This window comes from Colwellia sp. Arc7-D (assembly GCF_003061515.1).
Classification (GTDB): Bacteria; Pseudomonadota; Gammaproteobacteria; order Enterobacterales; family Alteromonadaceae; genus Cognaticolwellia.
This window is the reverse complement of the sequence record NZ_CP028924.1, coordinates 2565492-2580187: the sequence shown is the minus strand read 5'-3', so window position 1 is coordinate 2580187 and position 14696 is coordinate 2565492. Positions and strand designations below refer to the sequence as shown.

12 protein-coding genes and 1 pseudogene are annotated in these 14696 nt (G+C 36.1%); 7 read left to right on the top strand and 6 right to left on the bottom strand.

Annotated features, from left to right (window positions below; translation table 11 throughout):
- Positions 1-43: 43 nt before the first annotated feature.
- A complete protein-coding gene (gene syd / locus DBO93_RS11285; protein ID WP_108456430.1) occupies positions 44-622 on the top strand; it encodes a SecY-interacting protein in 579 nt (192 codons plus the stop codon).
- Between the two features lie 77 nt (positions 623-699).
- Here syd and DBO93_RS11280 read toward each other — a convergent pair whose 3' ends face one another.
- A complete protein-coding gene (locus tag DBO93_RS11280; protein ID WP_108456429.1) occupies positions 700-1020 on the bottom strand; it encodes a hypothetical protein in 321 nt (106 codons plus the stop codon).
- Between the two features lie 170 nt (positions 1021-1190).
- Between DBO93_RS11280 and DBO93_RS11275 the strand changes: the two genes are divergently transcribed.
- Complete coding sequence (locus DBO93_RS11275; RefSeq protein WP_162533778.1) at positions 1191-1547, top strand: DUF3192 domain-containing protein; 357 nt, start codon at positions 1191-1193, stop codon at positions 1545-1547.
- Positions 1548-1717: 170 nt separating this feature from the next.
- Here DBO93_RS11275 and DBO93_RS11270 read toward each other — a convergent pair whose 3' ends face one another.
- From DBO93_RS11270 to DBO93_RS11255, 4 genes are all read right to left on the bottom strand, one after another.
- The gene (locus DBO93_RS11270) at positions 1718-3181 is read right to left on the bottom strand and encodes a DUF3300 domain-containing protein (RefSeq protein ID WP_162533777.1); all 1464 of its coding nucleotides are present in this window, start codon (positions 3179-3181) and stop codon (positions 1718-1720) included.
- A 153-nt stretch (positions 3182-3334) separates the two neighbouring features.
- Positions 3335-4717 carry an ATP-binding protein gene (locus DBO93_RS11265; protein WP_239058975.1) on the bottom strand — a complete coding sequence of 461 codons (1383 nt, stop codon included), beginning with the start codon at positions 4715-4717 and terminating at the stop codon, positions 3335-3337.
- Between the two features lie 53 nt (positions 4718-4770).
- Positions 4771-5454, bottom strand: coding sequence for a response regulator transcription factor (locus DBO93_RS11260; RefSeq protein ID WP_108456426.1), 684 nt, complete (start codon positions 5452-5454; stop codon positions 4771-4773).
- A 3-nt stretch (positions 5455-5457) separates the two neighbouring features.
- The gene (locus tag DBO93_RS11255) at positions 5458-5769 is read right to left on the bottom strand and encodes a PepSY domain-containing protein (RefSeq protein ID WP_239058974.1); all 312 of its coding nucleotides are present in this window, start codon (positions 5767-5769) and stop codon (positions 5458-5460) included.
- A gap of 221 nt (positions 5770-5990) precedes the next feature.
- Here DBO93_RS11255 and DBO93_RS11250 point away from each other — a divergent pair, with 221 nt between their 5' ends.
- The 4 genes and pseudogenes from DBO93_RS11250 to DBO93_RS11235 all read left to right on the top strand — a co-directional run bounded on the left by DBO93_RS11250 (position 5991) and on the right by DBO93_RS11235 (position 13008).
- Positions 5991-6827, top strand: coding sequence for a choice-of-anchor H family protein (locus DBO93_RS11250; RefSeq protein ID WP_108456425.1), 837 nt, complete (start codon positions 5991-5993; stop codon positions 6825-6827).
- Between the two features lie 160 nt (positions 6828-6987).
- Positions 6988-7638: a GNAT family N-acetyltransferase gene (locus DBO93_RS11245; RefSeq protein WP_108456424.1), complete on the top strand. Its 651-nt coding sequence runs from the start codon at positions 6988-6990 to the stop codon at positions 7636-7638.
- Positions 7639-8680: 1042 nt separating this feature from the next.
- Positions 8681-12630: pseudogene (hrpA, locus tag DBO93_RS11240) on the top strand (ATP-dependent RNA helicase HrpA).
- A gap of 78 nt (positions 12631-12708) precedes the next feature.
- Positions 12709-13008: a PilZ domain-containing protein gene (locus DBO93_RS11235; RefSeq protein ID WP_108456423.1), complete on the top strand. Its 300-nt coding sequence runs from the start codon at positions 12709-12711 to the stop codon at positions 13006-13008.
- Between the two features lie 69 nt (positions 13009-13077).
- Here DBO93_RS11235 and DBO93_RS11230 read toward each other — a convergent pair whose 3' ends face one another.
- Positions 13078-14268 (bottom strand): class I SAM-dependent methyltransferase, encoded by a 1191-nt coding sequence (locus DBO93_RS11230; protein WP_108456422.1) that lies wholly within the window; start codon positions 14266-14268, stop codon positions 13078-13080.
- Positions 14269-14426: 158 nt separating this feature from the next.
- Here DBO93_RS11230 and DBO93_RS11225 point away from each other — a divergent pair, with 158 nt between their 5' ends.
- A complete protein-coding gene (locus DBO93_RS11225) occupies positions 14427-14696 on the top strand; it encodes an acylphosphatase (RefSeq protein ID WP_108456421.1) in 270 nt (89 codons plus the stop codon).

Below are 14696 nucleotides of genomic sequence, written 5' to 3'. Positions count from 1 at the left end.
ATATGAATAAAATTTTCTTTATTTTATAGGAATTAATCGTTAGATGAAAATATCAAATAATTCACTCAATGAACTGGTATGGAATTTTTCACAAGATTACTTACAAGCATATCAACACAGGTTTGAACATTTACCCATAACACATCAAGTTGAAGATTGGCCTTCACCTTGTGAGCAAGGTATTCATGAAGAAGAGTTTTCACTCTGGCATCCCATTAAACTTGAAGAAACATTAACCTTTAATAATGTTGAAGCAGCTTTAGAAGTCACGATTCATCATGATATTAAACAGTACTTTACCACTATGTACAGTGACAGTTTAGACGCTAGCTGTGCAGAAGGGGATTTGTCGCTTTTATTTGCTTGGAGCGCAGAAGACTTTGCTCGTTTACAAGAAAATATTATCGGCCATATTTTAATGAAAACGAAATTGAAACAAAAGCTAACGATCTTTTTTGCCACTACCGATGATGATAACCATATTATTTCACTAGACAATGATACAGGTGAAATTTGGGTGGAAAAAGTGGGCTGTGAACCACATAAAAAAATAGCAGATACGCTGGTTGAGTTTATCTCACAACTTGCGCCAAGGATCCCTCCAAAAGCTATCGAAGAGTAATAACCAATTATTTATTAATCCCATTTAATTTTTACGTACTAATTTAAAATTAATATGCATCTTTTAGATGTTTATATTTAATTAGCTAAGTTATCGGTTAGCGCTTTTACTTGCTGTTTTAATTCCGCAATTTCATCTTTTAGTGGTGCTAAGGCTTCTGCGATAAGCAAACTAAGCTCTTCGGAGCCTGGTTTTACTTCTGTTGATTTTTCAGATGAAGTGACCTGATGTGATGCTTTAATAAAGTCAGGCTCGTGATGCCAGTTCTTTAGAGCAGAAATAATTTTAGGCAAAGGAACCGCTTGACTCAAGTGGCCTTTAATTAATGCAACACTCGGTACTTTTCCTTCATTGGCAAGTTTGTTGGCGATGATTGAAATTTCATCAAATATAGTCATTAAGCTTAACTCAGGTGTTAAAGAGACAATATTTTAGCGAAAATTACCAATTAAGTCTTGCTTTGTTTTTGGTTTTTTTATTAATTTATAATTTAATCAATTGGTTACATAGTTGGTTTGGCAATTGCAATTAAGTTTTTATACTATTACTTTTGATGAGAGAAGAAAAAATGAAAAAATCGTTATTAGCACTAATTATAATCGCGCCATTAACTTTGAGTTTAACTGGCTGTGTTATAGCAGTTGGCGGCGAAGATGGGCATTCTATGTCAGGAAGTTTTGAAGATAAAGAGTTCGAAAATAGAAAGAAAATTGCTAACATTCAGTTAAATACTACATTTTCAGACGTTGCACGTGAGATGGGTGTAGCGGATTTTAACGAATCATATTTAGATGATGGCAAAGCCGTGAAAGTGGTTTATTACCGAACACAACGGTTACATAAAGATGGCTTAACAACAAAAGACGAATGTACAAAATTAGTCTTTGTAAATAATAGTTTGACGGCGATAGAGCAAGGGATTTAATTACAATTTAATTTACTGATTTATTACAAAGTTTAAATAGGAAAGGGCGATATCATTTATTGATATCGCCCTTTTTTAGGTAAAGATAATACTATCTATCAGTATTTTCTAAAGCATCGTTAGCATAAAAATTTATGACTTATGTTTTAGCTTTTTACGACGTTTCTTACCTAGTTTTCTCGTTTGCTTCTACTATGGTGTGAACTGTTATTATGACTTTTTTGTCTGTTATCGCTAGAACGCTTTCTCATGTTTTTTTCACTTTTTGAACTGCGTCTTTCGTGGTATGTATCTTTACTTGTAGTGTTCGGTTTAGCGTAATTATTTTCCGAACTTCTACTATGATTAACTGTTTGTTCACGTTGTTTTACGTGCACTTGTTTATCGACATTTCTTACTGTTTGGCGCTTATCTACATAGTATTTATTTGATGACTTAACAGGCTCAGAACTTCTTACCTTATTACTATGTTTAGTTTGAGATTTATTTTGCTGCCATTCCTTATTTTTATAGGGCTCATGCTTAGCCATAGATTGTTTTTTTACATGTGTTTTGTCAATTTTAACCGCACGATTCACCTGCAGCTTATGCCTAATATTATCGCTTTTATCACTTTTGTATTTACGCTTGTATTTAGAGTTAGCATGCTGAGTAATAGACTTGTTTTTATTACTAAAGTGCTTTTGCTCTGCTCTTAAATTTTTATGCTGCTGAACACTCGGAGTATGACTACGGTATTTTTTTTGTATATTTGAACTACGATAAGCCACACCTTTTCTATGGCGTGGATTGTGCTCCCAACGTTTTGCCTGATAACTTGTTGAGACTTTTTTCTTGCTATGACGTTTGTAATAGCGAGATTTGTGATGATTAACTACCACATGTCGGTTGTTCCAATGAACAGCACCAAAAAATAGTCCTACAGTAAGGTGAACAGGGTTATGCCAGTAATAAGGACCGTGATGCGATACATAGTGAACAGGGTGGTGCCAATACACCGGAGGGTAATGGCTCCAACGCCAATCGCCATAAACTAGCCTAGTATCGTAATATGGCACATAAATAATATCAGGTTGGCTTGATTCAATAATAATTGTTTTGGTTTCACGAACCACATTCACGTTATTCATGTTTTGAAGGTTGCCGGCTTGGTCGGCCTGTTGACGCAATGCTTGAACACTGGCCAGCACTTGTGCTTCATTTTGTAAAAAAGCATCGCCTAAATTGCGCATCCATCGTAAATCTTCACTTAATTTTTTAAGGATGTTTGCAAAAGGTAAAAGTGCTTTAACACTGGCGTCCCAATCTTGATTTTCAGCCGCGTCGGCGAGTTCTTCAGTGCTTAATTGAGTGTTTTTGTTTAACCAGCGTTCGGCGTCAACTACTTCAATAGGGTAAGTTGAAGCAATTAGAATATGGCTAAGCAACGCGTCTGGATATAATGCGATAGGAGCTAGCATTTGTTCAAGCTCAGCCTCAGTAAAACTGTTCACTTGTTCTGTATAAGACTGTTCAACATTTGCCATCACAGGGCTAGCTGTGTTATTCGCTATACTTGGCGCTGAAAATATCAGTGCACTTGATAGTGATATAATTAAATAATTCAGTGACTTGCTAAGTTGTACTTTTTGCATGTTACTTCTCCTAAACATCGTATGATGAAAATCCCCTTGAAAAAATAGCGTCTAGAGTGAGCTACAAGGTGACTTTTTAAGTTATGCATACAATATTACTCTGTGTAAACTGAACGATAGCTGAACAAATTGTAAAGTTAGTCATTAAACTCTTTATGATGGGAAATTCAGCGTAAATTTAGCGCCTTTAAGGTGCTCAGATGTTTCAATAAGCATAGTTCCTTGGTAACTTTTTACTAAGTCACGCACTATGGCTAAACCAATGCCGTGGCCATGTTGATAAGTATCTGCACGAGTTCCACGTTGTAATATACTTTCTCTAAGGGCGGGTTCTATGCCTTTACCGTCATCTTCAATAATAATAGTCATACTATCTTGGTGTTGACTAATATCAAGGTGGATCTCTTTATTTGCTGCTTTACAGGCGTTGTCTAGGATATTGCCGAGTATTTCTAAAAAATCGGCCTCATCACCTTTAAAGTTAGCATCAGGTGCAATAGTTACCGTAAAATTGAGTGACTTGTCTCGATATATTTTGGTTAAACTATTGAGCAGTTTTTGCACGATGGGAGCTACAGCAGTACCTAAGTACCATGAAGATTGTCCTGCACTTTGAGCTTTACGAAGTTGATACTCTATAATGGCATTAATAATATTGAGTTGCTCTTGTGTGAGTACCGATAACTCTTTTTGAGTTTGCATAACAGCTAACGGTGTTTTTAAGCTATGAGCAAGATCTGAAAGTGCGTTACGATAACGCTGACGTTGTTTTTGTTCCGCATTTAATAACAAATTTAATTGTTCTGTTACTTGAGTTAACTCGGTTGGGTAAACTTGCGAAAGTCGTTCTATTTTACCCTGCTCAACGTCACTTAATTCATTGGTTAAGTTTTCTAATGGCTTTAAAGTCCATATTGACCAAAGGTATTGAATGATCAAAAGTACCAACATTAAGCCTGCTAAACCTAGCAGAAGTTGTCGATGAAACTCTGCCATCATCAGTGTTAAATCATTTTGTTGTTTAATTATATGCAATGTCATGGGTAAAGGCTGAGCTTCACTGCCAAAACTTACACTTAAGCTATAGACAAAATGCTTATTGTTATCGATATCAGCTTCATAAAATAAACTTTCCCCTAGCGCAGGTTGTTTAAAGCTTGATGGTTGCCATGGTGAAAGTAATGACTGAGAACTCCATAACTTTTCTGTTAACTGTGGTTTGTTAGCCGTGGAATTTTGTTGCCATAATATTGAGTTGGAGCTGAGTACAGCATATAAGCCTGATTGGCTAACATTAAATTGGTTTTCTAATAATTGTTCAGGCATTACCAGGCGGTTATTATCGACTTCAATTATAGCTAAAATAGAGTATGAATAGGCAGAGAGTTCATTCTCTAAGCTAGCAACCATATGCTTTTCGTAGGCATTACTTATAATGAGCCCAACGATGGGCAATAAAATAAATATCATCAACAAGGCGCTAAATAACACTCTTGTTTTTAATGAATTAAATAACTTCTTTAGCGAATTAAACAACTATAAATTGCCTTTCTTTGATTTATTAAAGTGCTTATACACAAGAGAAAAAATTAAATTAAGTGAGATAAGTCTTTTAATAAGTAGCCTTGACCACGCAATGTTTCAATAAATTGATATTGATTGTCGGGATCGAGTTTTTTTCTCAATCGGCGAATAAACACTTCAATTACGTTTGAATCTAAATCAAAGTCTTGATCGTAAATATGTTCAGTTAATTGAGTTTTTGATTTAACTTCACCTAAATGATGCATTAGGTATTCAAATAGTTTGTATTCATAACTACTTAACGAGATAACTTTTTCATCAACGCTAACTTGCATACTAGAAGTGTTAATCGTAAAAGGGCCATTTTCAATTAACGGACTCGCTTGTCCTGTACTGCGACGAATTAAAGCATTTAATCGTGCTAATAATTCTTCAATATGAAACGGTTTAGTTAAATAGTCATCTGCGCCAGCATCTAACCCAGACACTTTATCTTGCCAACTACCGCGTGCAGTAAGTATTAATATAGGGTAGGTAAAACCTTGTTCACGTAACGATTTTACTACGCTAACGCCATCAAGTTTTGGTAAGCCTAAATCGATAATAGCGGCATCATAGGGAAACTCTTGACCCTGAAATAGCCCTGACTCGCCATCATCAGCGACATCAACGCTATAATTGGCCGAAATTAAATGCTCTTTTACATGAAGTTGTAAGTTTTCATCGTCTTCAATGAGTAATATTCTCATCAATTAATTCCCTGAAATACGGCCAGATTGGCCATCAACACTGACAGAAATTACATGGCCATTATCTTTTAGCAACTTCACTCGATAACTAGGATTTTTTTTAGAGCCACTATTGTTTACTTTCAAAACCTTACCACCGAATTTATTTTTAACTATACGTGCTGCTTGCTGAGCACTAATTGACTTGCCTTTATCTGGCTGACCATATCGAGTGTTTTCTATCTTTATATGATGAGGTACTCCATTAATCTTAGCCATGACTGGGAATGCTAATAGTGAAGCTATTATGCTTAGAATAAATAAGTTTGTTTTCATTTAAGTACCTTCTTAAAACTACTTTATCAGACAGTGTAAAATATTGAATGCTGTAATCCAAGTAAGTGTTATTTTAAAGTAGTTAAGCTGAATGCTCTATGAACATAAATACACTAATTATTGAAAATAATTAACTGTAGTTCCGTTTGATTTAGTGTTCAGCTTCGGTTCAGATTAACTTTGGTTAAATGACAGTCATACTATAAATAGAGGCTACTCTTATGTTTGATAAAATATTTAACACAATGCTTATAAAAACGTTAACGAAGACGTTAATTATTAATTTTACGGCGACATTATTACTGTTAAGCCCAATGTCTTTCGCAGAATCAGCAACTGAACTTGGACATACAAGTCAATCCTTTGGCGGGTTAACAAACAACTTAACGACAAAAGAGAAAAAACAACAAATCTCTCAAACTAACAGTACTATTAAACCAAGAAATTTAGCTTATAAAGGTATGAGCAGAACTGATGTAAATACGGCACGCCAACAGCAAATTAATTCAGTATCAATACTTTCAACAAAGTCTAATGTTGAAAGTAATTCGGCTTTTTATCACAGCTTTGCTATTTATAGTGGTTACAGCCAACTTATTGAAGACATTGATGAAGATGGATATTACCAGACATTTAGCGTGAGCTTCGATGCTGATATTTTATCACCCATAATGAATGAACAAGCTGTTGTTTATGCTGATCTATATTTAAGTGAAAATGGCGGTCCTTGGGTTTTATATTTCTCTACCGATGATTTTGTTATTACGGGTGATGAGACTGCTGATGAGTTTGAAGTTGTTACTCAGTTAGACTCTGGCTACATTCCAAATCACTATGACGTTTTAATAGACTTATATGAAGTGGGTTATAATGATGTTGTCGCAACATTTAGTTCAGATGATAGTAATGAGCTTTATGCCTTGCCTTTGGAAAGTAGTGACTATGATCTTGAGTACATAGAAGTTGAATACTACAGTGAGCATGGCGGTGGCAGTGCAGTGTTATTTTGTCTGATTATACTTTCATTATTCTACAGAAGAGTTTTTGTTAAGCAGTAAACTTGATAAACCTTGTAAGTGTGAATAGTAAAGAGGTTACTTTATTGTTCGCCTTATTGGGTTTCTGATTCAGCGATAAAGTTTGACCTTATTTCTCATATCCTGATATGGTGAAGGTATAAAAATAATAATAATTATCACCATTTATGAGGGATTTTAGATGTCATCAGATGCCATTGATAGTAATCAAGTCGATATAAAAGCCGCTTATCTGTCGGCACAAGATTTAAAGTTAGCTGCATCATTACTTTACCAAGCGTATCATGATGATCCAGTGTTTTTGGAAATATTTTCATCTGACAAAAGTGATTATGAACAACGTCTTCGTGCAGCAATTCGTGAAGAATTAAATGCATTTTGGCAAGCAAAACAGCCAATGGTGGGTTTATATTTAGGCGATAATATTGTTGGTGTCGCTTGCTTAAATAATCCTGAAGATGGTGTTTCTTCTGAACGATTTTGGCACTGGCGCTTAAAAATGTTGCTTGGTGCAGGGTATTTCAGTACCAAACAAATGATTGAAAAAGAGAAAATTGTTTTAGCTGCTGTGCCATTGAAAAAATTTCACATGCTATCTTTTATTGCTATTCATCCACTGCATCAACATCACGGCTTTGGTCATTACTTAATGGCGGCAGTCAATACGATCTTAGATGAACATAAAGAAAGTGAAGGTGTTGCTGTGTATGCAACAAGCAAGAAATACAAAGCTTTTTTTAAGAATGTAAACTATCAATTTATAGAAGAAGTCGAAGTGGGTAATGTCTCAGGTTCTTTGATGGTTTATTATCGAGAAACACCTGAAAGTTAATATTGAATAATTCATTTCACTAACTTATGTAAGCTATAAGCTGCAATCTCTATGAGTTTGCAGCAGACTTTAAAAATAATTTAACGTAATTTATTTAATAACCTCCCAAAAGCTCCCTACCTTTGTAAGACATATCCTACATTAATGTAGGATATAGTGTTCTTTGTATTACTTTAAATCTACCATTCTAGCTTAACTTATTGTAATTAAATGAAAATAATTAAATCGTTCAAGTAAAAAGATAAGTCGTGTTTATTTTTTTGAATTTAAGCACTTTTTAAAATTAGTGCTTAGTCTAATATTATCCCTGTCAGGAAGACAAAGGGATTACAAATAATGGTATGGATAACCAACAGGATGCTTAGATTAGCAAAGAGATTGGATGTCTCACAAGGATAGAAGGAAAAATTGTCAGGGAATTGTTATCAGGATGATAAGAATAGACAATTGATGTAACTAGGACAGTTACTTTTAAGGATAATATGGACAGCAAATGGTTTGCTAGGAAAGGCAAGGGATAGCTCTTTATGGATGAAGCGGGATCATTATATATTTATGCAGGATGCATATAAGCTAGTTATAAAAAAGCGGTTCAATGAGCCGCTTTTTTTTGTCTGAAATTTGATGAAGCCTTTATTAGGCATAATCATTGGCTGTATGTGACTGATGATTAATGACATAACAAGTTTATAAAATCTCTCTACCTGATTAGCGCCTGCCAAAATACCTCATCGTCTTTTATTATTTCTAGTAATTCAAAAGTAGATAAGTAAGTTAGTTTAATGTATAGCACTTTTAGACATAACACTTTTAGGCATAGCACCTTTTATGCACAATAGACTCTTTGCGGCTTGTGACCTTCATTAAGTACTTTATTCTTGCACTTAGAGATCAGCTTAGTATAAAAATAGTTAAAATGGATATTTGCTAAGAATATACGTGTTCATTTGCCTTTGCTTACCTGCTAATATAGCCTTTTGTTATCTGTTTTGAGCCTCTTTTGTCAACAGTATTTTCCGCATCGACCACTACGACTAAAAAAATGAATAAAAACCTTACCTTAAAATCACTTTTCGATCTTCTCGATCAGGTTAAATCATCTGATAAAACGCGCATTAGAAACCGCTTATTAGGCGTTAAAAAAATAACTGATCAAGTGAAACAAGATAAAGCTTTGCAGCAAATAGCTAAAACGATCGAGCAATCTATAGCAAACAAGCAACTTCGCCTGACTAGTTTACCTAAAATTAGTTACCCTGAAGGTTTGCCAGTTTCACAAAATGTTGACGTAATAAGCAAAGCTATTCATGACAACCAAGTCGTGATTATTGCGGGCGAAACGGGATCAGGTAAAACAACTCAAATTCCAAAAATATGTTTAGAATTAGGTCGAGGCATTGATGGCCTTATTGGTCATACACAGCCCAGACGTATTGCTGCAAGAACTGTCGCTAACCGAATAGCGGATGAGCTGAATTCAAAATTAGGTGATGCGGTTGGTTATAAAGTTCGCTTTAACGACCAAGTGGGTGAACAAAGTTATATTAAACTCATGACCGACGGTATTTTACTTGCGGAAATGCAAAAAGATCGTTTGTTACGCCAATACGACACATTAATTATCGATGAAGCGCATGAGCGTAGTTTAAATATAGATTTTATTCTCGGTTATTTACGGCAAATTTTACCTAAACGTCCTGATCTAAAAGTGATTATTACCTCGGCGACAATTGATCCTGAAAAATTTGCACAACATTTTGCTAATGCCAGCGGTGTTCCTGCGCCAATTATTGAAGTGTCAGGCAGAACCTTCCCAGTTGAAATGCGTTATCGCCCACTGAATGAAGACAGTGACAGCGATGCGGATATTATTTCGGGTATTCTCAATGCCGTTGATGAGCTTAGTACAGAAAACCGTGGCTCAGAAAGTGATGGCGATATTTTGGTTTTTCTCAATGGTGAACGAGAAATTAGAGATACCGCACGGGCATTAGAAAAAGCTAATTTACGCCATACTAATGTTTTACCGTTATATTCTCGATTAACTGTTGCCGAACAAAACTTAATATTTAAACCACATAGTGGCCGTAACATAGTGTTAGCCACTAACGTTGCCGAAACGAGTTTGACGGTACCCGGAATTAAATATGTTATTGACCCAGGTACAGCAAGAATTTCGCGCTACAGTTATCGCACTAAAGTACAACGTTTACCTATAGAAGCCATTTCTCAAGCCAGTGCAAATCAGCGAGCCGGTCGTTGTGGTCGAGTGTCTTCAGGTGTTTGTATTCGCCTTTATGCTGAGGACGACTTTTTAAATCGTCCGGAGTTTACCGACCCTGAAATACTTCGCACAAACTTAGCGACTGTTATATTGCAAATGTTGGCCCTAGACTTAGGTGAAATTTCCGACTTTCCGTTTGTACAACCACCCGATAATCGTAACATTAATGACGGCGTGAAATTATTAGAAGAATTGGCGGCGATTGATGCTGATTCAACTCAAGTTAAGTTAACACCAATAGGGCGCTCGTTATCTAAATTCCCTATTGATCCACGTTTAGCTAAAATGATTTTAACCGCGGCTGACTTAGGGTGTATTGAACAAATATTCATTATTGTAAGCGCTTTAAGTATTCAAGACCCACGCGAACGTCCGCATGAAAAACAGCAAGCTGCAGATGAAAAACATGGCCGATTTAAAAACAAACAATCAGATTTTGTGAGCTTATTAAAACTGTGGAGTTATGTTGAGGAACAGCAAAAGCTTTTAACAAATAATCAATTTCGCCGTTTGTGTCAGAAAGAGTTTTTGTCGTATTTACGTATTCGTGAGTGGCAAGATATTTATAGCCAGCTAACGCATTCATTGCGAGAGCTGAAAATACCAATGAGCCGTATCGACCTAGACTTATCAGAAGAGGCTGAAAAAAATGCCACTAATTCGAATCTAGATATCGTACATCAAGCTATTTTGTCAGGTTTGTTGAGTCATATCGGCCAACAAGATGAAAATCGAGAATACAAAGGATCTCGCGGCAGTAAATTTTTTATCTTCCCAGGCTCAGCGCTGGCTAAAAAGTCACCCAAATGGTTAATGGCAGCAGAATTAGTTGAAACTAGCCGTTTATTTGCTCGTATGGCCGCTAAGATAGACCCGTTATGGCTTGAACCTCTAGCACCGCACCTAGTTAAACGCAGTTACAGCGAACCTCATTGGGAGAAAAAGCAGGGCGCTGTAATGGCGTTTGAACAAGTAACACTTTACGGTCTGATTATCGTTGGTAAGCGCAGTGTTAATTTCAATAGAATTGAACCTGATACCTGTCGTGAGATTTTTATCCGTGAAGCTTTAGTTAATGGCGAAAGCACGATTAAAGAAGCATTTTTAAAAGAAAATCGCCAACTGGTTGACGAAATTGAAGTTTTAGAGCAAAAAGCCCGACGTAAAGATTTCTTGATTGAAGAACAGCAGTTAGTCGATTTTTATAATGAAAAACTGCCCGAAACTGCTATTTGTCAGCGTAGCTTTTTAGCCTGGTGGAAGAAACAAAAACAATCTGATGCTAAGTTATTAAACTTCACCAAAGCTTTTTTGTTAAAAGAAAGCGCGGTTAAATTATCAGCTAACGAATATCCGGAAACATGGCAACAAGGCAGTTTAACACTGCCGCTCAGTTATCATTTTAGCCCAGGTGATGCGGACGACGGTATTAGCGTCATGATACCGGTAGGTATTTTAAATCAAGTAGAAAATACAGGTTTTGATTGGTTAATTCCGGCTTTACGACTTGAGCTAATTACCGCATTGATCAGAAGCTTACCTAAGTCATTAAGACGTAACTTTGTTCCTGCACCAAACTATGCAGAAGCGTGTTTGGCGGCAATAACTAACACGGACATAACGTTAATCGCAGCGCTTGAAAAACAGTTACTAAGAATGACTGGCGTTCGCTTACCTGAAGACGCTTGGCAAGGCTCAGAGCTTGTGCCACATTTATTAATGAATTTTAAAATTATTAATGAAAACGGTAAGTTACTTAAAGAAGGGCGTAACCTTGATAGTTTAAAAGATAATTTACAAGGTAAAGTTCAAGCGTCAATTAAAAAGGTAGCTGATAAAGGTATTGAACGTAGCGATATTGCTCAATGGGATTTTAAAAACTTACCTAAAAGCTACGAGAAAAAAGTTGCTAATATCACCATTAAAGCTTTTCCTGCTTTAGTGGATAAAGACAAGTCAGTCGCTATTGAGTTATTTGAACATGAAAGTTTAGCAGAGCAAGCCATGCTTGATGGCGTAAGCCGTCTGATATTGTTGAACATACCTTCACCATTAAAATATTTGCAAGAAAAATTGCCTAATAAAGCCAAGTTAGGTTTGTATTTTAATCCTTTTGGTTCTATCAATGATTTATTGGATGATTGCATCGTTGCTGGCTGTCATTTTTTAGTTAATCAATACGGCGACTTACCACGCGCTGAAACTGAGTTTACGGCATGTAAAGAACATGTTCGTGGCGAAATTGCAGACTGTGTATTAAGTGCGGCAATAAAGGTCGAGCGGGTGCTGAGTTTAGCGCATGACGTTAGAAAGAAAATGAAAGGTAAAATGTCATTAAACCTAGTGCAATCTCACGGCGATATTAAAAACCAATTAGAAAGTATGGTTTTTAAAGGTTTTATCACTAAAGCGGGATATCAACGTTTAGATGATATTGCTCGATACTTAACCGCTATGTTAAGACGTTTAGAGAAATTACAAATAGACCCAAATCAAGACCGTTTGAAAATGATAGAACTCGAAAAGGTGCAAAAAGCGTTAGATGCTGTTGTTGCTCAACAACCTAAGGGCAGCCTTTAAGTAAAGCATTAGCCCAAACTTACTGGATGATTGAAGAATTACGCGTTTCACTTTTTGCGCAAAATTTGAAAACACCGTTTCCAATCTCAGCTAAACGAGTATTAAACTACTTAAAAGAAAATGCTTAATTTCAAGACACAATGATTTGACAGTGATGGTCACGATTAGTATAAGTAATACAAACTATAAAAAACATTGGAGTAGTAATGGTTAATTACGATGACAAGCGCAACTTTTATCGCATGATGCTAAACAGTGAAGTGACCGTAACTATTATTGATGATGAAGCGAACAGTAAAGTGTTGGCTACATGTCGTGACTTAAGTGCGACTGGCATCGCCATTGAGATGGAACACCCGTTAGAAATGAATACGGCGGTACGTATCAGTGTTCAGTCTGCTAACAATGCAATACAACCTTTAGATGCTAAAGGTAAAGTGGTTAGGATAACTGAAGAGAGCGCAAACTGTTATTTGATTGGTGTTAATATTACTGAAATTGATTAAGTCATGATTAACGATAGTATATAGCTGTAGCTAGACTTAATACTCGCTACAGCTGGTAACTTTCAATCACTATTCAACTTGGCAAACAAGGCCTTTAAGGTAATAACCTTCTGGGTAATTTGACGATACTGGGTGATCTGCTGCTTGGTGCAGTCTATCGACAAAATACGCATTTCGTTTCGCATCTAAAGCCGCATCGGCAACCACTTTTTGAAACAAACTAGACTCCATTAACCCCGAGCAAGAGAAGGTTAATAAGATACCATTTGGCTTAAGTAACTGCATTGCTAACATGTTTATGTCTTTGTATCCTCTACAAGCACCGGTCAGTTGAGCTTTTGACTCTACAAACTTTGGCGGATCTAGAATGATCATATCAAAGGTTCGTTTTTCTTCGCGGTATTGACGCAATAATTTAAACACATCGGCTTTAACGAATGAAATATCTTTATCGCCTAAATTATTAAGTTCCACGTTTTTCTTAGCAAGTTCGAGCGCTGACTCAGAAACATCAACATTAATTACTTCTTTAGCACCACCCGCCGCACAATGTAAGGCAAAAGTACCAGTATATGAGAAGCAGTTTAATACCGACTTATCTTTGGCATATTTACCTGCAGCAAGTCTAGATTCACGTTGATCTAAATAAAAGCCAGTTTTATGACCTTGGGCAATATCAACATGAATTTTAACACCGTGTTCTTCAATAACACATTCTGTTGACGCTTGTGGCTCTGTTAACCAACCTGTTACAGGTTCTAAGCCTTCTTTTTTACGTACATCAACATCAGAGCGTTCATAGATATGACAACCCGGGTAGAGTTTCTTAAGGCACTCAACTAAGGTGTAGCGATGATAGTCAGCTCCAGCACTAAGTAATTGGCAAACAATAAAGTTGTCATATTTATCTATTGTGATCCCAGGCAGTCCATCAGACTCACCCGCAATAAGTCGATAACCGGTTAAACCACCTTTTTCGATAAACCAATCGCGTCTTTTTTGTGCGCTTAACAATTTATTACGAAAAAAATCACTGTCAATTTCTTCATCAATATCAAAACTCCAAACACGAATTCTAATTTGAGATTCAGGTGAGTATGCGCCTTTAGCTAGCCAGTTTCCCTTATTGTCATAGACATCGACTGTATCTCCAAGTAAAGGGTTACCTTTAATTTTGTTGATTGCTTGAGAAAAAATCCAAGGATGTTTTCTGCGTAATGATTTTTCACGAGCAACTTTTAAATAAATTCTTGCTGACATATGGCTATACTTATAATTAACAATGATAATGGCGCGATTTTAGTCAATGCAGGACATGGGTGCAATGTTCTATTTTAACTATTTTTCATTTCAAAAAAGATAATGGAATGAAAATCAAAAATAACAACAACAATTAGTTTGTTTTAAGGTGGAATATAATGAATGAATGTTACATGGCACATGTGAGTGGAAAGGTACAAGGAGTTTACTTTAGAGCCTCTAGTCAGCAAATCGCCATCGAGTATAGTTTAAGTGGATATGCGCGTAATTTAGCCGACGGTGATGTAGAGGTGTTAATGTGTGGTGAAATTCAAAATATAGAAAAAATGATCGAATGGCTTGAGGTTGGGCCACCAGAAGCCGAAGTTATAAATGTTGCCGTTAATAAAGTACCATGGCAAGAGCATCACTTTTTTTCAATTAGTTAA